Below are 19,030 nucleotides of genomic sequence, written 5' to 3' on the forward strand. Positions count from 1 at the left end.
GCGCGGGTCACGCCTACTGTGGAGAGATGGTCAACTATCGATACCTCGGCAACTCCGGTCTGAAGATCTCGGAGATCACCTACGGCAACTGGCTCACCCACGGCTCGCAGGTCGAGAACGACGCCGCGACCGCGTGCGTGCGTGCCGCCCTCGACGCGGGGATCTCCACCTTCGACACCGCGGACGTCTACGCGAACACGAAGGCCGAGCAGGTGCTCGGCGACGCGCTGAAGGGTGAGCGTCGCGAGTCCCTCGAGATCTTCACGAAGGTCTACTGGCCGACCGGCCCCGGCGGGCCCAACGACACGGGCCTGTCTCGCAAGCACATCATGGAGTCGATCGACGGGTCGCTCACCCGCCTCGGTACCGACTACGTCGACCTGTACCAGGCGCACCGCTTCGACACCGAGACGCCGCTCGAGGAGACGATGCAGGCGTTCGCCGACATCGTCCGCCAGGGCAAGGCCCTCTACATCGGCGTGAGCGAGTGGACGGCCGACCAGATCCGCGCCGGCCACGCCCTGTCGAAGGAGCTGGGCTTCCAGCTCATCTCCTCGCAGCCGCAGTACTCGATGCTGTGGCGCGTCATCGAGGACGAGGTCGTCCCCACGTCGGCCGAGCTCGGCATCTCGCAGATCGTCTGGTCCCCGGTCGCCCAGGGTGTGCTCACCGGGAAGTACGTGCCCGGCGCCGAGCTGCCGGCCGGGTCGCGCGCCACGGACGAGAAGGGCGGCGCGAACATGATCAAGCGCTTCATGAACGACGACGTCCTGCAGCGAGTGCAGGACCTCAAGCCCGTCGCCGAGCAGCTTGACCTGTCCCTCGCCCAGCTCGCCGTCGCGTGGGTGCTCCAGAACGACAACGTCGCCGCCGCGCTCATCGGCGCCTCCCGCCCCGAGCAGGTCGCGGAGAACGTCAAGGCGTCCGGCGTCGTCATCCCGCAGGAGCTCCTGGAGAAGATCGACACGATCCTCGGCGGCGTCGTCGAGCGCGACCCCGCCAAGACGGCCGAGACCGCGCCGCAGACCCGCGTGGCCTGACCGGTCGCAGCACCGCCCGGAGCCCGACGAACAGGCCGAGGACAGCGCGATCCCCCAGGACGGCTCAGAGCCGACCTGGGGGATCGTGCTGTCCCCGGTGCCCTCGACGTCCATCGGGTTCGAACCCCGCCGTCGAGGCCGAGACGGACGACGAGCTCGGGGGCCGGCGACGCCGACGCGACCACCGGCCCACGGGGCTCAGCCCTCGGCGCTGCCGATGGTCCACCCTGCGACGTCCGCGATCGCGTACCGCCACACGGCGTTGCCGCCGACGGAGCGAGCACCGGAGAGGTTGACGACGTCCTCGAGGTGGATGAAGTTCGGGAGCAGCGCGCCGGGGCCCGTCACCTGGCCCGTCCCGAGGGCGGCGCGGTGCGCGTCGATCTCGGCCTCGCGCGCGTCCGCCATCGCGTCGTAGATGCCGAAGCGCCGCATCCAGACCGTCGACGGCGTGACCTTGCCCGTGACGATCGAGCCGGCGATGTTCAGGGCGACGTTCACGCTGAAGTCGTCCTGGCTGGTCTCGACGAGGTAGGCCAGCACGCGCAGCGCGGAGTCGGACTCGGGAACGGGGTTCTCTTCTGAGGTCATCCCCGCAGACTGCCACAACCGGTGCCCGCCGCAGCGACGTGAGGTCCTGCGGCGATGTCGTCGTCCACGGCGGGCGCACCGCCGCCCCGCCGGGTCGAGGACCTGGCGGGGCGGCGGACGATCCGGTGGCGCTTCGGCCGCCGAGCGACTACCGGCGAGCGCGGCGTCGGGCGATCACCGCGTCGACCGAGTACGCCCCGGGGCCGGTCAGCACGAGGGCGATCGAGACGGCCGCGAGGACGAGCACGAGCTCGTACCCGCCGTCGGAGGCGAAGAAGCCCGCGGCGAGGTGGACGATCACGAGCGCACCGATCATCGCCGCGGCGTTCAGCGCCGCTACGATCCGGGTGCCCACCCCCACGAGGAGCAGCACTCCCCCGACGAGCTCGAAGATGGCCAGGGCAGGCCCGGCGACATCCGCGGCGGGGACGCCCATCTCGCCGAACGACGCGGCGGTGCCCGTCAGGGTGAACGTGAAGACCTTCTGGGCGCCGTGCACGATCATCACGACGGCGATCGCCACGCGGGCGACGAGCAGTCCGAGCGACGTCGTCGACGGCGTGGCGGTCCTCCGGCCTGAGGAGCCGGCGGCGGCGCTGGTGGTGGCGGTCGGCTGGGACGTGGAGAGGGAAGTCATGTCGGACCTTCGTCGGGGAGTGTCGGCAGAAGTTGTCGCGGCAACTACTCGACCCTAGGGAGCGTTCCTGGGAACACCCTGGAAGGCCCGTCCGCGCGACCCCCGTGGCAGGATCGGGGCATGCCGACGCCCACCCGGCCGTGACCTACATCCTCGGTCGACACGACCCCGTCTTCCGCCTGCGCCCGACCCTGGCGAGCGGGATCGTCACCGTCCTCGCGACGGGCGCCCTCGTCGTCGGGCTGCAGTTCGCGAGCGGCACCCCCTACCGGGCGTGGGCCTCCTCCGACCGGATCCTCGTGCTGACGGAGGTCGTCCCGGTCGCCGTCGCCACCGTCTTCCTCGTCACGTTCCTGCGCTGGTCGCAGTGGGACGCGATCTGGCGCGACACCTACCGTCTCCCGACGTCGATCCTCACGCGCGCGATCGTCCTGCTGGCCGTGGCTGGCGTGCTCGCCCGCACCGCCGGCGCCACCTGGGGCGCCGTCCCCGCCCGCACCCTGGTCATCCTGGTGCTGAGCGCCGTGCTCACCGGACTGGTCGAGGAGCTCGCGCTGCGCGGTGTCCTGCTCCGCGCGCTGCGCGTCGGTCGGCGCCCCGAGGTGGCGTGCGCGCTGTGGGTCGTGCTGGCGTCCGCGCTCGTCCAGCTCCCGATCCTCTGGCTCGGTTCGCGCGCCGTGTCGGGGGCCGACGTCGTCGTCGCCCTCGTCCTGGGCGCGCTGCTCTACCTGGTCCGCCGCACGACCCGCACCCTGGTGGTCGCGATCGGCGTGCACGTCGCGTGGGACCTGGGGTCGCTGCTCGAGCGGGCCGACGGCGTGGCCTGGCTGACGGGAGGCACCGCCCTGATCGCCGTGGTCGCATCGGCCGCCGTCGCCCTGGCCCTGCTCGCGACCGTCCGACGCGACCGGCTGCGCCGGGCGCTGATCGACCCCGCGCTCTCCTGACGCGCGCCCGGCAGATACGACAGCGCCGCCCCCGGAAGGCCCGAGGGCCCACCGGGGGCGGCGCTGTGGTGCGGTGCTGCGGTACTGCGTCGTGCCGACTGCTCAGGACTGCTGGCCCACGTTGGAGAAGCCGGCGGTGTCGTAGCGGTGCAGGAACGCGGCCATCGCGTCGCGGTTGATCGGCGTCGTCGGGCGGTAGATCGCCGTTCCGTCGTTGCCGAGCCAGCCGATGGAGATGCCCTCGGAGACCAGCCAGGTGATCTCCGTGTAGAACTGCGTGGCCGGGGTGGTGTCCGTGAACGGCGAGATCGCGGGAGCGGTGTAGCTCGGGCTCTTCGCCATCCGGTACAGGAACGCGGCCATCGCGTCACGGTTGATCGGCTCGAGCGGGCGGAAGGAGAAGGTCCCGTCGCCGTTGGCCCACCCGGTGGAGATGTCCTGGTCGGCCAGCCAGGCGATCTCCTTGTAGAACTGGTTGCTCGTGCTCACGTCGCTGAACGGGGAGACTGTCGGCGCGGTGAACGCGGGCGAATTCGCCTGGCGGTAGAGGAACGCCGCCATGGCGTCACGGGCGATCGGCGTCAGCGGGCGGTACTCGCGGCCCTGCTCGGTCTCCCAGCCGGTGGAGATGCCGTTGTTGAACAGCCAGGACATGTCCTTGAAGAACAGCGTGCCCAGCGGGACGTCGGAGAACGGCACGGTCTGGAGACCGGTGATGTACTCGAAACCCTTCTGCGTCGGGGTGAAGGGGTCGAAGGTCGGGTCGGTGAAGGGCGGGTCGCGCTCGATCACGTAGTACTGGATGTCCTCGCCGGCGGCTACGAAGATCGGCGCGAAGTCGATGGTGCCCTCGCCGACGGTGGTGATGGATCCGTCCGCGGCGAGGTCCTTGACGTGCAGCAGCTCGATGCGGTCGCCGTAGCTCTCGATCACCTCGAGGGGGTCGGCACCCGCCTTGGTGGCCCAGTACAGGTCGAGCTCGAAGACCACGTTCTCGGGGCTGGTGTTGGCCTGGAGGATGTCGTAGCCGGTCTCGCCGTCGAAGACCTGGGTGAACTCCCAGTCGTGGGAGTGGACCATGTACTGCACACCCTGGGCCCGGGAGAGCTCGCCGAGGTGGTCGATCTTCTCGGCGTAGGCGACCCACTGCTCCTTCGTGGTGAAGTCGTTGGGAGTGGATCCGGCGCCGATGAACGGCGCACCGATGGTGAGGGCCGTCTGGACCGACGTCGCCCACTGCTCGTCGGTCGTCGCCATCGAGACCGAGGTGTGCAGGCCGCTCGCCTCGAGACCGTACAGGTCCAGCAGGGCGCGGTACTGCGTGGCACCGATGCCCTGGAAGGCGGTGTAGTCCACCGCCTCGACGTTGAGGTAGCCCATGTCGGAGACGGTGGAGAGCACCGCCACCTGACGCGCCTGCGCCTCCGGCGACTGGTCGAAGCCGATGTAGGCGAAGAAGTTGAACAGCTGGACGCTGACCTCCTCCACCGCCACCGGCGGCTCCAGAGAATCCGCGAGAGCCACGGCACCGGGGGCCGGATCCGCCACCGCCGTGCCTGCGGCGCCGAGGACGACGGCCACCGCCGTGACTCCTGTGACCAGTGCTCGTCTCGCTGTTGTCATCGTCAATGCTCGCAACGCAACCACCCTTTCATCGGACCGTCGTTGGCCTCGGAAGTGAGCTCCGACGTGATCATGGCGTCCGCCTCTGACGGAAGTCAAGAAGGTTCTGACGGTGGTTACGTTCGCTTTCGTCGAAAGGGCGGGGAATCGTTTCAGCAGCAGCGGCGACGACGGCGCTTCCACCAGGACGACCGTGCCGAACCGGGAGAGGATGGGGCCGTGTCCCGCCCACCCAGCGACCGCCCGGTCCGCATCGCCGACGCCGCGCTCGAGATCATCGCGGAGTCCGGCCTCCACGCCCTCACGCACCGCACCATCGACGCGCGCCTCGGATTTCCCGCCGGGACCACGTCCTACTACGCCCGCACGCGCGCGGAGCTGATCTCCCGGGCGCTGACGCTGCTGATCGAGCGCTTCACCGAGGCGATGGCCGACTTCCCGACGGACGGCATCGACACCGACGAGGCGGCGATCGATGTCGTGACGGCGTCGACGCTGCTCATGGACTCCTACGAGACCGACCAGATCGCGCACGTCGTGCTGCTCATCGATCTCCGGCACGACCCCGAGCTGCACCCGCTCCTCAACGACACCTCGCCCGGCCGGCGCGCCGTCCTCGGCATGGCCACGAGCCTCATCGAGCGGTGCGGGATCCCCGACGCCGAGCGGCACGCCCACGGCCTCGTCGCGCTCCTGCAGGGGATGACGCTCGCGCGGCTCGCCGGTGGCAGCGACGTCTCGGTGCGCCACGCCGTCGAGACCTACTGGGCGGGGATGCGCCGGTCCTGACCGTCCCACGAGCCGTGCTCCGACAGGGGTCGGAATCGCAGGGTCGTGAACTCGTGGTGGAAGTCGCGCCGCTCGCGCTCGGCCATCGCCGCCACGTGCCGGTGCGGCTGCGCGACGGCGCTGCGCCCGTGCACCATGTCGGTCATCTCGCGCGCCGTGCGCCACACCGAGAACGTCGAGACCGTGCGCGGGGGGCGGATCGCCGCGAGCGCCAGCGTCGTGGCGGGGTGGTCGCGCACCAGGCGCTCCACCGGACGTCCCCAGTGGATGAAGCGGAGCAGCTCGGGCAGCCGCATCCGGGCGATCGTGACGGCGACCACCGGCTCGTCCGGGTGCGAGCGTCCGGGCTCCTGGGGCAGGTCCGCGAGCGCCGCCAGGCTCCCCCAGCGTCGAAGAAAGGCGAGGCGGACGTGCCAGCCCTGGGCCAGGCGGCGGCCGAGGGGGTCGCCGTCGAGGAACGCCTCGAGCGCGGCCTCGTCCTCCCAGCGCGCGAACACCGCGACCCGGCGCAGCTGCAGCCGCCGCGGTGAGACCACGGGAGCTCCGAGCTCCATCCCCGCCATCACCTCCACGTGCCGCAGCCCGGGCACCCGCGCCGTCGTCGGCGGCCGGACGAGGGCGCGGACCGCCGTCGTCACGGGGAGGTGCGCGAGGTGGAAGGAGAACACCGGCCCACCCTAGGGCGCGCGCCGCCGTCGCTACCCTCGGGACGTGGCCACTCCCCGCTCCCCCTACGCCCATGCGCTCGGCGCGACGATCGACGAGCTGCACCCGAGCCTGCAGCGCTACTTCGCCACCATCCCGGCGGGCCGCCGTGGTGTCGGCGAGGGCGTGTTCACCCGCGCGGGCACACCGCGCCGGTGGCTGTGGCCACTGATCTGGCTCGTCCAGGATCGCGGCGTGGTGTTCGCGGGCGACGGGTGCGACGTGCCGTTCCGGATCGTCAACCGCACCGTCGGCGGCACCGCCGTCGCGACGCGCACGTTCCACCTGCCGGGTGGTCGCTGGACGATGACCGACGCCGTCGTGACCCATCCCGCGGGCGGTGTCGCCGATCGGCTCGGATCACCCGCCACGGTGGCGGCCGCGTTCGACGTCGCGGTCGACGGCGAAGCCCTCACCCTCACCAGTCGCAGCCTGGGCGTCGCGCTCGGGCGGTGGCGGGTGCGGGTGCCGCGCCCCCTCTCCCCGGTGGTGCGGCTCCGCGAGAGCCACGACGCCGCGAGCGGCCGGCAGCGCGTGGAGCTGACGGTCGACGCGCCGCTGCTCGGTCGCGTGTACGGCTACGACGGCACGTTCGACTACCGCCTCGAGGACGACCCCGACGCCCCCGGGCGCGTAGCCGCCGTCGCGGACGTCCGCGGGTAGAGTTCCCCGCGCTCGCCACGACGAGCCCGCACCATCCCGGCGCCAGCGCGCACCTCCCCCAGAACGGTCGGCACGTCCATGTCTGCTCGCCCCCGCACCGCCCCGACCGACGACCGTCACACGGTCCGTGCGGCGCTGCGCTCCCCCCGCCTGCTGCGCGCCGAGGTGCTGGGTGGGCTCGTGGTCGCGCTCGCCCTCATCCCCGAGGCGATCGCGTTCTCGATCATCGCCGGCGTGGACCCGCGCGTCGGCCTGTTCGCCTCGTTCACGATGGCCGTCTCGATCGCGTTCCTCGGCGGGCGCCCCGCGATGATCTCGGCGGCCACGGGCGCCGTCGCCCTCGTGGTCGCCCCCGTCGTGCGCGAGCACGGCCTGGACCACCTCATCGCCACGGTGATCCTCGCCGGCGCGCTCCAGGTGGTCCTCGGCGTGCTCGGTGTGGCGCGCCTGATGCGGTTCATCCCGCGCTCGGTGATGATCGGCTTCGTCAACGCGCTCGCCATCCTCATCTTCACCGCTCAGCTCGTCCACCTGCGCGACGTCCCCTGGATCGTGTACCCGCTCGTCGCCGTCGGGATCGCGATCATGGTGGCGCTGCCGCGCGTGACGACGCTCGTGCCCGCGCCGCTGGTCGCGATCGTGCTGCTGACGGGGGCCGTCGTCGTCGCCGGCATCACCGTCCCCACGGTCGGCGACCAGGGCGAGCTCCCCAGCACGCTGCCGCACCTGCTGCTGCCCGACGTCCCCCTCACGCTCGAGACCCTGCAGATCATCGCGCCGTACGCGCTCGCGATGGCCGTGGTCGGGATCCTCGAGTCGCTGCTGACGGCGAAGCTGGTCGACGACGTCACGGACACCGGCTCGAACAAGACGCGCGAGACCTGGGGGCAGGGCGCCGCGAACGTCATCACAGGACTGTTCGGCGGCATGGGCGGCTGCGCCATGATCGGTCAGACGATGATCAACGTGAAGGCCTCGGGGGCGCGCACCCGCCTCTCGACCTTCCTCGCCGGCGTGTTCCTGCTGATCCTCGTCGTCGGTCTGGGGGACGTCGTCGCGATCATCCCGATGGCCGCGCTCGTGGCCGTGATGATCATCGTGTCGATCGGCACGTTCGACTGGCACTCGGTCCGCCCCTCGACGCTGCGGCGGATGCCGCTCTCGGAGACCGCCGTCATGCTGGTGACGGTCGCCGTGACGGTGCTGACGCACAATCTCGCCTACGGCGTCCTGGCGGGCGTGCTGGCGGCCGCGGTGCTGTTCGCTCGCCGCGTCGCGCACGTGACGACCGTGACCCCGGTCGACGGCGGACCCGAGGGTGAGCGCACCTACCTGGTGCAGGGCGAGCTGTTCTTCGCCACGTCCGACGAGCTGGTCCACTCCTTCGACTACGCGGGCGACCCGGATCGCGTGGTGCTCGACCTCTCGGGCGCGCACGTCTGGGACGCCTCCACGGTCGCGGCGCTCGACGACGTCCGCGCCCGGTACGCCCGCCGCGGCAAGGGCGTGCGGATCGTCGGCATGAACGCCGGCTCGACGGACCGCCACGACCGGCTCACCGGTCGGCTCGGCGCCTAGCCCCACCCGCCGAGGTAGGCGGCGAGCTCCGGCTCGTCGGGGAGGGACACGATCCCGTCCGGGGGGCGCGCGACGTCGCGCCATCCCGCGGCCTCGCCCCAGCGACCACGGCGCAGCGTGCCTCGCCCCGACCGCACCGTGACGTGCTCCCCCAGGGCGACCGTGGCGACGTCGTCGCGCAGCTCCGCGATCGCTCGCCCCAGGACCTCGGGGTCGGTGAACCGGACGGGCTCACCCAGGTGGACCGTGACGAGCGGGGGCGACGGCGTCGCGCCCGCCGGCGCGTCGATCGCCGCAGCCGGGGACACGCGCGGATCCGCCGCGAACACCCCGGCGACCTCGGGCGGCACGACGACGCGGGCGTGCGGCAGCGCCGCCAGGACCGAGTCGACGCACACCAGCGCCTGGGCCGCGCCGTGCGCCCGCTCGAGCACGACCCGGGTGTCCGTCCCGCCCGTGAGCACCGCGAAGGGACGCGAGCCGGCGACCGGGATCGCCGTCGTCAGCCGCAGGGTCTCGGCGTTCTTGGCCGCGCGAGCCGCCCGGGCGCCGGCCTCGTCGCGCTCGGCCCACTCCGGCCCGTCGTGCCACGCGACGGCGTCGGGCACGTGCGCGAGCACCGCGCCGCCCGCCCACGCGCGATGGGCCCACTCCCAGTCCTCGCCGCCGTAGGCCAGGAACGTCTCGTCGAATCCGCCGATCTGCTCCAGGAACCAGCGCGAGCAGCCGATCACCGCGCCGATGACGTGGCGGTAGGAGCGGTCGTCGGCGTCGAGCAGATCGCGTGAGCCCCGGTACGCCTGCGCGAGCCACGACGGTTCCGGGAGCGGGTGGCGCGCGACGGCGTCGGCGAGCGCCTCCTGGGGCGCGGCCTCGCGCAGGTCGGCGTGCCGCCGTCGTCCCACCGTGACCGCCTCGGGCAGCGCGGACGGGAGCCGGAGCAGCCGGGCGAGGTAGTCGGGTTCGGGCGCCGTGTCGGCGTCCAGGAAGCACAGCAGCTCCCCCGTGCTGTGGCGCACGCCCAGGTTGCGCGCGGCGGCGAGCCGGAAGCCGGCGTCCTCCTGCCGGACCAGGCGGACGCCGTCGGGCACGCGGGGCGGGACGGGCGAACCATCGTCCGCGACGACGATCTCCACCAGGTGCGCGGGGTAGGTCTGGCGGGCCAGCGCCGTCAGCGTGCGGTCGAGCTGCCGCTGCTGGTCGTAGTGCGCGACGACGACGGACACGGTGCGCGTGGGGGTCGGGGCGGGATCCGCCGTCACGAGGTCCCAGCGGTTGCCGGGGACCGTGCGGCCGAACGGGGGCGGGAGGGTCACGCCTCCGGCCCCGCGGCTCGATCGGTGGCCGCCCACAGTGCGAGGTGGGCGCGGGCCGTGTCGGACAGGTCGGGCCGGGTCACGGCGTCGGCGTCCTGCCACGTCGAGTCCGGGTGCGCGAGCGCGTGCGCGATCGCCGCGGGCAGGTCACGGGCCGCGACCGGTGTCGTCGTCCCCGGCCGCAGGCGCGCCATCTCGAGGAAGTAGGCGGAGTCCAGCACGATCGGGCGGCGGCCCGCCGCGATCCAGTCCGTGAGCGATCCCGACGCCGAGACGTGCTGGTGGGCGATCACCGGGACGGCCGCCGACCGGCTGCGGGCGAGCAGATCGGCGTCGCTGAGGAAACCCGTGCTGCGCAGCGTCACCCCGCGCTCGTGCGCCAGGGCCACGAGCTCGGCCAGCTCGCCCTCGTGACCGGCGGAGGCGCGGCCCAGGGCGACGACCGGCGGCACCGTGGCGACCAGGTTCTCCTGCGCGAGGTGCGCGACGGCGTCGACCACCTCGCGGTGCCCCTTGCCCGGGTAGAAGAAACCCAGGACCGCGACGCAGCCGTCCGAGCGCCACGAGCCGGGCTCGGGTGCGTTCCCCGCGGTCGGCACCGGGAGCGGAATGACGACGACCGTCGTCGCGGGCCGCACCCCCGGCTCCGGCCCCGCGTTCGTCAGCGCCGCCAGCAGCGTCCGCTCGTGCTCGCTGTTGCAGACGACCGCGGACGCGGCGGCCACGACCCGTCGGTAGCACGCGAGACGCCGCGGGAGCCGCGTGGGCCCGTCGGAGGTCTGCGGCAGGTCGTGCAGCGTGACCGACACCCGGGTGCGCCGCGCGAGGGCCTCGAGCCGGGCGGCGGCGCGCTCGGCGTCGTCGCCCCAGAGACGGTCGGTGAAGTGGACGTGGACGCGCGGGGGCAGCGGATCCGGCGGAGCCGCGCCGTCCCCGTCCAGGGTCGCGGGGTCGAACAGTCGCAGCTCCACCGCGGGATCGATGGCCGCCACGGCCCGCGCGACGGTCCGCGCGTACCGGTCGACGCCGTGGGCCTCGTCGCCCAGGTGCAGCAGCACGGGCAGCGGCGCGGCGGTCGCCCCGGTCATCGCACGCCGAGCGCGGCCAGCGCGGCCGCGTGCCGCTCGAGCCCGGCGGTCACGGCGTCGGGATGGCGGGCGTACCAGGCCAGGTGCTCCTGCCGCACGTGGGCGGCCGGGACGGCGTCGCCCTCCACGATCCAGTCCGTGGTGGGTGCGTCCTCCAGGCCCCAGGTCTCCACCACGACGGCCTCGCGCGGCGCGTGCACCGAGGTGAGGAGCTCGCGCGTCAGGGGCGGCACGGGGTCAGACAGTGCGAGGGCGTCGCCCACCCGCTCCGCGAGCGCGGACCAGATCGCGTTGCCGGGATGGTTGAGGGTCCGCATCTGGTCGAACCGGGGCCGCGCGAAGAGGTCGGAGACCACGACCGTCGCGTGCGCCTGCTCCCGCCGCCGCAGCTGGTCGATCGACTCGTTCGCGATCGCGCGGACGGCGTCGGGCGTCACCGCGGCGGGGGCCGCGAGGCCGGCCGCCTCGGCCAGGACCCGCAGGTCGTGATAGGCCACCAGCGGCGGCGTGAGAGAGGGGTCCGACGGCGGCCGCACGATCGCGTGCACCGGATACAGCCCCGCGAACCGGATCACCGGGATGCGGACCACCCGCGCGCCCGCCGGCAGCGCGGCGGCGAGCTGCCGCGACCCGATCGGTAGGCCGTGATAGTCGTCACGCACCGGCTGCGTGATCAGGACGTGCGAGCGCTCGAGCCAGCGCTGCAGGTGCGGGAGGTCGGACGCCACGATCTCGTGCACCGGGGGCATCCGGACGAGGTCGAGCTCGTCGCCGAGCGCCAGCCGCAGCGACTCCGCCTGGCAGTTGCCCACCACCAGCCCCGTGCGGCGGCCCGTCGCACGGGTCTCGTCGTCGAGCCCGTAGAACTGCCCGTAGTGTCGGCGGCGACCCTCGTCATCGTCCACGGTGTGCTCCGTTCCTGCCGTCACCGGCACCGACGGCGAAACGCGAACCTGGAGGTTGGGGGCCGTACGACCTACCGTAAACGCAGACCCGCCGGAACGATCACCCGGCTTCCGTGTCCCGGCGCACGCCCACCGGTGGTGCGCCCCGCGCGCATCGACGACCGAGGAGGCACGTGACCGAGCAGCTCCTTCCCGAGAACGTCCAGACCTGGGCGCAGGCACCGCTGCCGACCGCGCCGCCCGAGCCGACTCCCGCGGGACGGCTCACGATCGCCTCGGTCCCGGCCGGGCACCCGTACGTGCGAGGCATCTCCGGGGCCGACGACGGCGTCGTGCGGCTGCGCGATCCGCTGCCGGATCCGGCCGATCCCGACCGCTGGTGGCCACCGGTCGTGCTGGACGCCGCGTGGATCACGCAGAACGCGGACGTCGTCGACGTGGTGCACGTGCACTTCGGTGCCGAGTCGCTGCCCCCCGGCCGCCTGGCGGGGGCGCTCGACGCGCTCGACGCGGCCGGGCTCCCGCTCGTCTACACCGCGCACGACCTGACCAACCCGCAGCTGGCCGACCAGGCGCCCCACGAGGCCGATCTCGACCTGCTGATCAGCCGGGCGAGCGCGGTCATCACGCTGACCGACGGCGCGGCCGACGAGATCGCCCGCCGCTGGGACCGCACCGCCGTCGTGATCCCGCACCCCGCGATCGTCGCGGAGGGTGCCACGCCTCCGCCGGGACGTGCCACAGGCGCCTTCACCGTCGGGGTGCACCTGCGCGACATCCGTCCGGGCATCGACGCCGTCGGCTCGGTCAGGACGCTCCTCGCGGGGCTGACGGACCTGCGCGCCGCGGGCGTCGCGGCCGCGGGTCGCGTCGTCGTCAACGACCGGGTGCGGGACTCCGATGCGCTCGACGCCGTCGCCGCGCTCCTGACCGATCGTCCGGACTGCGTCCTGGTGCGCCGCCCGCGCGTCGCCGACCCCGAGCTGGAGCAGGAGGTGGCCGACCTCGACGTCGCGCTGCTCCCCTACCGGCACGGCACGCACTCCGGGTGGGTCGAGCTGTGCCACGACCTCGGTGTCCCGGTCGTCGGACCCCGCGTCGGCTACGCGCACGAGCAGCATCCCGACGAGTTCACCGCGTTCGAGCCGGACGACGGCGTCTCGCTCGCCCGGGCGGTCCTCGCGGCGCTCGCGCGCGGCACGCGCCCCGGCAGCGGCGAGCGCGCAGCCCTGGTGCAGCGCCGAGCGCTAGCCCGCGTGGTGCAGCACCGCGCGATCGTGCGCGCCCACACCGACGTCTACCGCACCGTCGTGCGCCGGACGGGAGCATCCGCGTGAGGCGGCTCGGGTCCCGCCCCCTGCGCATCGCCGTCATCGCGCCGTCGCGCCACCCGCTGCGCCAGCCGCACGCCGGCGGTCTCGAGGCGGCGGTGTGGGACCGCGTCGACAGCCTGCGCCGGCGCGGGCACCGCGTCCGCCTGGTGGCGTCCTCCGGATCGGACTTCCTCGCGGAGTCCCCCGCGCAGCTGCACCTGCCGCCCGCGCTCTGGGCCGGCACGTCCTCCTCGGACACCGACTACCCCGACGGCTACCTGGACGAGGCCCTGACGTCGCTGGACCGGGCCCTGCGTCACCTCAGCGACCACCGTGACGACTTCGACGTCGTGGAGAACCACAGCCTGCACGCTCTCCCCCTGGCGTGGGCGCCACGCCTGGGCATCCCCGTCGTCACCACGCTGCACACGCCGCCGCTCGAGGTCATGGTCGAAGCGATCCACCGTGCGGGTGACGCACTGGGACCGATCCTGGCGGTCAGCACGCACACCGCGCGGGCCTGGCGCGAGCACGGCGTGCACGCCCGGGTGATGCCGAACGCCGTCGACACCGACCGCTGGCGCCTCGGGCCCGGCGGACCGGACCTCGTGTGGTTCGGCCGACTCGTCCCCGAGAAGGGCGCGCACGTCGCCGTCGCGGCCGCGCGCCTGCTGGGGCGTCGGCTCGTCCTGGCGGGCAGGATCGGCGACGCCGACTACGTGCGCTCCGAGATCGACCCCCACCTGGGCGACGACGTCGTCCACGTCGGCCCGCTGCGTCACCACGACCTGGCGCGCCTGGTCGGCTCGAGCGCGTGCGCCCTGGTGACCCCGATGTGGGAGGAGCCCTTCGGGCTGGTGCTCGCCGAGGCTCTCAGCACCGGGACCCCGGTCGCGGCGTTCGACCGCGGCGGCGTGCCGGAGGTGGTCGCCGGCTCCCCCGGCGCTCGCCTCGTTCCTCCGGGTGACGTCGCCGCCCTCGCGCGCGCGGTCGCGGCGATCGCCGACCCCGGGGCGGGGGCGCGACGCCGCATCCGCGCCCACGCGCTGCGCCGGTTCTCGCTGGAGCGCCAGCTCGACGACATCGAGGCGATCCACCGCTCCGCCCGCCGGCTCGCCGCCGGGGCCGCATCCGCCCCCCTCACCCCGATCGCGGAGACGGCCGTGCCCGCGTGAGCACGATCGGCTGGTACGTGCACCACCACGGGTCGGGCCACCTCGTGCGGTTCCTGGCGATCCGGCCGCACCTGGACGCCGACGTCGTCGTGTTCAGCTCGCGGCCAGCGCCGCCGGAGCTGCCCGCCCGGACCCGCTGGGTCGCTCTCGATCGCGACGACGACGTCCGCACCGATCGCGACGGCGTCGCGCTCGACCCGCACGACCTGCGTCGGTCGCGGCCGACCGCCGGCGGCGCGCTGCACTGGGCCCCGCTGCACCACGCCGGTCACGCGGCGCGGCTCGCCACGATCGCGGCCGTGCTCGCGGAGGAGACGCCGTCCGCCTTCGTGGTCGACGTCTCGGTGGAGGTCGCGGTGCTCGTGCGCCTGCTCGGCGTCCCGCTCGTGCTGATGACGCAGCCCGGCGTGCGCGACGACGCCCCGCACGCGCTCGCCCACCGCCTCGCCGACGCCGTCGTCGCGACCTGGCCGAGCGGCCGGTCCGACCCGAGCGGTCTCGATCCGATCGAGGTCGGCGGGATCTCCCGGTTCGACGGTCGACCCCGGGCGGGTGACCCCGTCCCGGGCCGCGTGCTGCTGCTGGGTGGGGGCTCCGTCGGCGAGCGCGCGGGTGTCGCCGGCGTCGCGTCGCGCGACTGGCACCGCCTCGGGGGCGACGGACCCTGGGTCGAGGACCCGTGGCCGGAGATCTGCGCGGCCGAGGTCGTGGTTTCGGCGGCCGGTCAGAACGCCGTCGCCGACCTCGCCGCGGCGGGGGCGCGCGCCGTCGTCGTGCCCGAGGACCGACCGTTCGACGAGCAGCGCGCGACCGCGCACGAGCTGCGGGCGGCGGGGCTCGCCGTCGTCGTGGACGCCTGGCCCGACGACGACGCCTGGCCCGCGCTGCTGGAGCGCGCGCGGCAGCTGCGACCCGACTGGTCGGCGTGGCAGGTGGCCGGGGCGGCGGCGCGGGCGGCGGCGGTCGTCTCGGCCGTGGCCGACGGCAGGTCTCCCACCGGTGAGCGCGCGGGTGTCTCGGCGTGACCGCCGTCATCACGCTCGCGTCCGCCGCGCGTCTGGACCACGTCGAGCGCCAGCAGGCCCGGCTGCAGGCGCTGCCCGAGCCGCCGGAGGCGATCGTCGTCTGGCTCGACGACGCCGCGCCGCCCGCCTCGCTCGCGCGCCACGCGCGCATCGTGCACGTCCCCCCGGGACCGCACGGCCTGCGCCTGGCGGCGGGCCGCAACCTCGGGGTGGGGGCGGCGCTGGCGGCCGGGCACGAGCTGCTGGTGCTGCTCGACGCCGACTGCGTGCCCGCGCCCGACCTGCTCGACCGGTACGCCGCCGCGGCGCACGAGCACCCGGGCGCGCTGCTGTGCGGTCCGGTGACCTACCTGCCCGAGGGCGTGACGGTCGAGGTCGACACTGACCTGGGCCCGCTGACGGCGCCGCACGCCGCCCGGCCCGATCCCCCGGACGGCCGCTGCGTCGTCGCCGGTCCCGAGCAGTACCCGCTCTTCTGGTCGCTGTCGTTCGCGACGACGCCGGCGGGCTGGGCCGCGTTCGGCGGCTTCGACGAGAGCTACGAGGGCTACGGGGGCGAGGACACCGACGTCGCGTTCCGGGCACGGGAGGCCGGCGTCCCGCTGGTGTGGGTGGGAGGCGCGCACGCCTACCACCAGCACCACCCGACGTCGTCACCGCCGTGGCAGCACCTCGACGACATCCTGCGCAACGGCGCGATCTTCGCCCGCCGCTGGGGACGGTGGCCGATGGAGGGCTGGCTGGAGAGCTTTGCCGGGGCGGGTGCGGTCGAGCGGACCGCCGACGGGTGGCGCCGGACCGACGGGTCGGCGGCCGGGGGGTCGTAGGCCCCCGGCCGGCTCAGCCCAGGATGCCCGCGAGGTAGGCGATGAAGTAGGCGGCCGCGAGGACGCCGACGCCGATGACGATCCCCGCCGCGATCTTGTTGAACGCCGCGCCGCGGGCCTCGGGCTCCTTCTGCGGGGACGCGGCCGTGCTCGCCTCGCCGGGGGGCGTCTCGCCGGGAGGGACGCCGCCGCCGGGCTCGAGGCCGGTCGTGCTCTCGGGATCGGGATCGGGACTGGTCATGGCGGTGATCTCCCACGTGTTGCCGGAGATTCCACCGTACCTGCGCACCCCGCCACCTCCCCCAACGGGCTTGGCTCACCCCGCCAGCAGCAGCGCCCCGACCGAGGCCAGCAGCGCCAGGGGCGCCAGCACCAGCCCCTGGCGCACGATGGTCCACACCGGCACGTCGAGCAGCGCCTGTCGGCACCGCTGCCACCACAGCACCGTGGCGAGCGAGCCCCACGGCGTCAGCAGCGGCGCGACGCCGGACCCGATCAGCAGCGCGGCGATCCGGAGCGGGTCCCCCGTCGTCGCCGGGTCCAGCGCGAGGAAGGCCGGCAGGTTGTTGACCGCGTTGGAGGCGAGGGCGGCGACCGCGGCGAGCCGCAGCAGGTCGAGCGGACCGTGGCCGGTCCCGGCCGCCACCTGCAGCGCGTCGCCGATCTGGTGCGCCGCCGCGATGACGACGAACAGGGCGGCGACCACCACGAGCGTGCGCCACGGCACGAGGTCGCCGACGGGTACGGGCAGCGGTCGCCGTCGGGCCAGCGTCGCGACCAGGAGGACGACGGCGGCCGCGAGCGCCGCGAGCGCGGGCTCCACCCCGACCACGAACGCCACCGCCATCACCGCGACGACGGCGGCCGTGATCCGCAGCAGGGTCTCGTCGGGCGCGCCCGGCGCGGGTGCGGTGACGTACCGGCCGCCGATGGCGCGGCGGTCGCGGAGGCCCAGGACCACGACGGTCACGAGGATGGCGGCGAGCGCCGGCGCCCACATCAGGGCGAGGTAGCTCGCCCCCGCGACCATGAGCGCGTGATCGGCGAGGAGGTTGGTGAGGTTGGAGACGGGCAGCACGAGCGAGGCGGTGTTGGCCAGGGCGACGACGGCGAGCGCGAACGGCAGCGGCGACGTCCCGGTGCGACGCGCGAGGGCGATGACGACGGGCGTGAGGAGCACCGCCGTCGTGTCGAGCGACAGGACCGCGGTGCTGACGGTCGCCAGGACGATCACCAGCGCCCACAGCGCCCACCGTCGGCCGCGCGCGAGCCGGGCCGCGAGGGCGGCGGCCGCGGCGAACAGACCCGCGCCGGCGCACAGCTCGGCGACCACCGTGAGGGCGGCGACGAACAGCAGGATCGGCCCGGTGCGCTCGGCGAGCGCGACGGTGTCCGCGCGCGGGAGCCACCCCGTGGCGATCGTGACGACGGCGGCGACGAGGGCCAGCGCCCACCACGGGCGGGCCCGCCGTGGGGGGCTCGACGCGACGTCGACCTCGCCACCCGGTCCTGCGCCAGGTCCGGCACCCGGTTCGGCACCCCTTGAGGGCTCGCTCTGCGGCACCGGAACACCGTAGTGCTCCCGCCCGGCACCCGCTCCTCCTGGTCCGCCCGGCGGCGACGTAGCGTGGTCGCATGACCCACGAGCCCGCGGCCGCATCCGAGTCCGCACCCACGTCCGCCCGCACGATCGTCCTCACCGGGGCCTCCGACGGGATCGGTGCGGCCGCGGCGCGCACCCTGACGGCAGCCGGTCACCGCGTACTGCTGGTCGGCCGCTCTCCCGAGAAGACGGCGGCGGTCGCGAAGGAGACCGGCGCCGAGTCGTTCGTGGCGGACTTCGCGCGCTTCGCGGACGTGCGGCGGCTGGCCGGGGAGATCCGCGAGCGCGTCGATCGGATCGACGTGCTGGCCAACAACGCCGGTGGCGTGTTCGGCGAGCGCCGCCCGACCGCGGACGGCCACGAGCGGACGTTCCAGGTCAACCACCTCTCGCCGTTCCTGCTGACGGAGCTGCTGCACGAGCCGCTCGCGGCCGGCCGCGCGAGCATCGTGAACACCTCGAGCGTGGCGGCGGCGCGGTTCGGGGTCATCGACATCGACGACCTGGACAACCGCCAGCGGTTCAACGCCAACCGCGCGTACGGCAGCGCGAAGCTCGCGAACATCCTGCACGTGCGCGGCCTGCACGAGCGCTACGCGGCGGAGGGGATCTCCGCCGTCGCCTTCCACCCCGGGATGGTGGGGACCAACTTCGCCGCCGACACGACGAGCTGGTTCCGCTTCATCTACCGCACACCGCTGCGGCACCTCATCCTCATCAGCGCCGCGAAGGGCGGCAGCACGCTGGAGCACTTCGTCGACGGCACGCCCGGCCGCGACTGGGAGCCGGGCCAGTACTACGACGAGCGCTCGCTCGTGCGCGAACCCCACCCGCAGGCGCAGGAGGCCGATCTCGTCGACGAGCTGTGGCGGCGCAGCGCCGCGATGGTGGGGCTCGCCGACTAGCGGCTCGCCGCGCCTAGCTCGTCAGCCGGCGCAGCGCCGAACCCTGGTGGGCCGCCGTCGCACCGCTCTTCTCGGACCTCACGACGTAGGCCGGCTCGTCGGTCGAGGCGGTGAAGTGCTGGCCGTCGTGCTCGAAGTCGCTGGTGCGCTTCTCCTCGACCGTGCCGCGCGTGCGGCCCTGCGGGGTGTTCCAGCTGACGCGATCGCCCTTGCTGAGGTCGTCCTTGGCCACGGTGGTCTCCTTCTCGTCCCCACCAGGTTCTCCCAGACCTTCGCGCGGGTCCAGGACGGCGTGCGCCC

General features: G+C 74.0%; 20 protein-coding genes. 10 read left to right on the top strand and 10 right to left on the bottom strand.

Annotated elements, in window-relative coordinates:
- Positions 1-26 precede the first annotated feature (26 nt).
- Positions 27-1,040, top strand: coding sequence for an aldo/keto reductase family protein (locus tag SERN_RS12430; RefSeq protein WP_135850399.1), 1,014 nt, complete (start codon positions 27-29; stop codon positions 1,038-1,040).
- Positions 1,041-1,238: 198 nt separating this feature from the next.
- On the opposite strand, the gene SERN_RS12435 is transcribed toward SERN_RS12430, so the two are convergent.
- Together SERN_RS12435 and SERN_RS12440 are read right to left on the bottom strand one after the other, a co-directional pair.
- Positions 1,239-1,631 (bottom strand): hypothetical protein, encoded by a 393-nt coding sequence (locus tag SERN_RS12435; protein WP_135850400.1) that lies wholly within the window; start codon positions 1,629-1,631, stop codon positions 1,239-1,241.
- Between the two features lie 148 nt (positions 1,632-1,779).
- Positions 1,780-2,268: a DoxX family protein gene (locus SERN_RS12440; protein ID WP_135850401.1), complete on the bottom strand. Its 489-nt coding sequence runs from the start codon at positions 2,266-2,268 to the stop codon at positions 1,780-1,782.
- A gap of 140 nt (positions 2,269-2,408) precedes the next feature.
- On the opposite strand from SERN_RS12440, the gene SERN_RS12445 reads away from it, so the two are divergent.
- On the top strand, positions 2,409-3,215 hold the full coding sequence (locus SERN_RS12445) for a CPBP family intramembrane glutamic endopeptidase (protein ID WP_158292652.1): 807 nt from the start codon (positions 2,409-2,411) through the stop codon (positions 3,213-3,215).
- Positions 3,216-3,317: 102 nt separating this feature from the next.
- Here the strand turns inward: SERN_RS12445 and SERN_RS16050 are convergent, their stop codons facing one another.
- Positions 3,318-4,796 carry a TIM barrel protein gene (locus SERN_RS16050; protein WP_158292653.1) on the bottom strand — a complete coding sequence of 493 codons (1,479 nt, stop codon included), beginning with the start codon at positions 4,794-4,796 and terminating at the stop codon, positions 3,318-3,320.
- Positions 4,797-5,057: 261 nt separating this feature from the next.
- On the opposite strand from SERN_RS16050, the gene SERN_RS12455 reads away from it, so the two are divergent.
- Positions 5,058-5,627, top strand: coding sequence for a TetR/AcrR family transcriptional regulator (locus SERN_RS12455; protein ID WP_158292654.1), 570 nt, complete (start codon positions 5,058-5,060; stop codon positions 5,625-5,627).
- Here SERN_RS12455 and SERN_RS12460 read toward each other — a convergent pair.
- Positions 5,600-6,295, bottom strand: a complete 696-nt coding sequence (locus SERN_RS12460) for a hypothetical protein (RefSeq protein ID WP_135850405.1) — start codon at positions 6,293-6,295, stop codon at positions 5,600-5,602. The genes SERN_RS12455 and SERN_RS12460 overlap by 28 nt on opposite strands.
- A gap of 43 nt (positions 6,296-6,338) precedes the next feature.
- Here SERN_RS12460 and SERN_RS12465 point away from each other — a divergent pair, with 43 nt between their 5' ends.
- Positions 6,339-6,995: a DUF4166 domain-containing protein gene (locus SERN_RS12465; protein ID WP_135850406.1), complete on the top strand. Its 657-nt coding sequence runs from the start codon at positions 6,339-6,341 to the stop codon at positions 6,993-6,995.
- Positions 6,996-7,073: 78 nt separating this feature from the next.
- Positions 7,074-8,573, top strand: coding sequence for a SulP family inorganic anion transporter (locus SERN_RS12470; protein WP_135850407.1), 1,500 nt, complete (start codon positions 7,074-7,076; stop codon positions 8,571-8,573).
- On the opposite strand, the gene SERN_RS12475 is transcribed toward SERN_RS12470, so the two are convergent.
- From SERN_RS12475 to SERN_RS12485, 3 genes are read right to left on the bottom strand one after another with little or no spacing between them, the layout of a single operon-like run.
- Complete coding sequence (locus tag SERN_RS12475; RefSeq protein WP_135850408.1) at positions 8,570-9,889, bottom strand: glycosyltransferase; 1,320 nt, start codon at positions 9,887-9,889, stop codon at positions 8,570-8,572. The genes SERN_RS12470 and SERN_RS12475 overlap by 4 nt on opposite strands.
- Complete coding sequence (locus SERN_RS12480; protein WP_135850409.1) at positions 9,886-10,977, bottom strand: glycosyltransferase family protein; 1,092 nt, start codon at positions 10,975-10,977, stop codon at positions 9,886-9,888. Before SERN_RS12480 ends, SERN_RS12475 begins: the two co-directional genes overlap by 4 nt.
- Positions 10,974-11,882, bottom strand: coding sequence for a WcbI family polysaccharide biosynthesis putative acetyltransferase (locus SERN_RS12485; protein WP_135850410.1), 909 nt, complete (start codon positions 11,880-11,882; stop codon positions 10,974-10,976). Before SERN_RS12485 ends, SERN_RS12480 begins: the two co-directional genes overlap by 4 nt.
- A gap of 173 nt (positions 11,883-12,055) precedes the next feature.
- Here SERN_RS12485 and SERN_RS12490 point away from each other — a divergent pair, with 173 nt between their 5' ends.
- From SERN_RS12490 to SERN_RS12505, 4 genes are read left to right on the top strand one after another with little or no spacing between them, the layout of a single operon-like run.
- The gene (locus SERN_RS12490) at positions 12,056-13,219 is read left to right on the top strand and encodes a glycosyltransferase (RefSeq protein WP_158292655.1); all 1,164 of its coding nucleotides are present in this window, start codon (positions 12,056-12,058) and stop codon (positions 13,217-13,219) included.
- Positions 13,216-14,370 (top strand): glycosyltransferase, encoded by a 1,155-nt coding sequence (locus SERN_RS12495; protein WP_135850412.1) that lies wholly within the window; start codon positions 13,216-13,218, stop codon positions 14,368-14,370. Before SERN_RS12490 ends, SERN_RS12495 begins: the two co-directional genes overlap by 4 nt.
- A complete protein-coding gene (locus SERN_RS12500) occupies positions 14,367-15,395 on the top strand; it encodes a glycosyltransferase (protein ID WP_135850413.1) in 1,029 nt (342 codons plus the stop codon). Before SERN_RS12495 ends, SERN_RS12500 begins: the two co-directional genes overlap by 4 nt.
- Positions 15,392-16,222 (top strand): glycosyltransferase family 2 protein, encoded by an 831-nt coding sequence (locus SERN_RS12505; protein ID WP_135850414.1) that lies wholly within the window; start codon positions 15,392-15,394, stop codon positions 16,220-16,222. The genes SERN_RS12500 and SERN_RS12505 overlap by 4 nt, the downstream gene beginning before the upstream one ends.
- A 13-nt stretch (positions 16,223-16,235) precedes the next feature.
- Here the strand turns inward: SERN_RS12505 and SERN_RS12510 are convergent, their stop codons facing one another.
- Together SERN_RS12510 and SERN_RS12515 are read right to left on the bottom strand one after the other, a co-directional pair.
- A complete protein-coding gene (locus tag SERN_RS12510; RefSeq protein WP_135850568.1) occupies positions 16,236-16,463 on the bottom strand; it encodes a DUF6480 family protein in 228 nt (75 codons plus the stop codon).
- A 75-nt stretch (positions 16,464-16,538) separates the two neighbouring features.
- The gene (locus SERN_RS12515; RefSeq protein WP_233251662.1) at positions 16,539-17,786 is read right to left on the bottom strand and encodes an SLC13 family permease; all 1,248 of its coding nucleotides are present in this window, start codon (positions 17,784-17,786) and stop codon (positions 16,539-16,541) included.
- Between the two features lie 71 nt (positions 17,787-17,857).
- On the opposite strand from SERN_RS12515, the gene SERN_RS12520 reads away from it, so the two are divergent.
- The gene (locus SERN_RS12520) at positions 17,858-18,730 is read left to right on the top strand and encodes an SDR family NAD(P)-dependent oxidoreductase (protein ID WP_135850416.1); all 873 of its coding nucleotides are present in this window, start codon (positions 17,858-17,860) and stop codon (positions 18,728-18,730) included.
- 13 nt (positions 18,731-18,743) lie between these two features.
- Here the strand turns inward: SERN_RS12520 and SERN_RS12525 are convergent, their stop codons facing one another.
- Positions 18,744-18,962: a hypervirulence associated TUDOR domain-containing protein gene (locus SERN_RS12525; protein ID WP_135850417.1), complete on the bottom strand. Its 219-nt coding sequence runs from the start codon at positions 18,960-18,962 to the stop codon at positions 18,744-18,746.
- Positions 18,963-19,030 lie beyond the last annotated feature (68 nt).

Origin of the sequence: Serinibacter arcticus (genome assembly GCF_004786095.1) — a bacterium.
Lineage (GTDB): Bacteria > Actinomycetota > Actinomycetes > Actinomycetales > Beutenbergiaceae > Litorihabitans > Litorihabitans arcticus.

What these genes read in the sequence shown, in the direction of transcription:
- SERN_RS12480 (WP_135850409.1), bottom strand. Translation starts at nt 10,977, where the DNA reads ATGACCGGGGCGACCGCCGCGCCGCTGCCCGTGCTGCTGCACCTGGGC.
- SERN_RS12510 (WP_135850568.1), bottom strand. Translation starts at nt 16,463, where the DNA reads ATGACCAGTCCCGATCCCGATCCCGAGAGCACGACCGGCCTCGAGCCC.
- SERN_RS12470 (WP_135850407.1), top strand. Translation starts at nt 7,074, where the DNA reads ATGTCTGCTCGCCCCCGCACCGCCCCGACCGACGACCGTCACACGGTC.
- SERN_RS12440 (WP_135850401.1), bottom strand. Translation starts at nt 2,268, where the DNA reads ATGACTTCCCTCTCCACGTCCCAGCCGACCGCCACCACCAGCGCCGCC.
- SERN_RS12430 (WP_135850399.1), top strand. Translation starts at nt 27, where the DNA reads ATGGTCAACTATCGATACCTCGGCAACTCCGGTCTGAAGATCTCGGAG.
- SERN_RS12520 (WP_135850416.1), top strand. Translation starts at nt 17,858, where the DNA reads ATGACCCACGAGCCCGCGGCCGCATCCGAGTCCGCACCCACGTCCGCC.
- SERN_RS12435 (WP_135850400.1), bottom strand. Translation starts at nt 1,631, where the DNA reads ATGACCTCAGAAGAGAACCCCGTTCCCGAGTCCGACTCCGCGCTGCGC.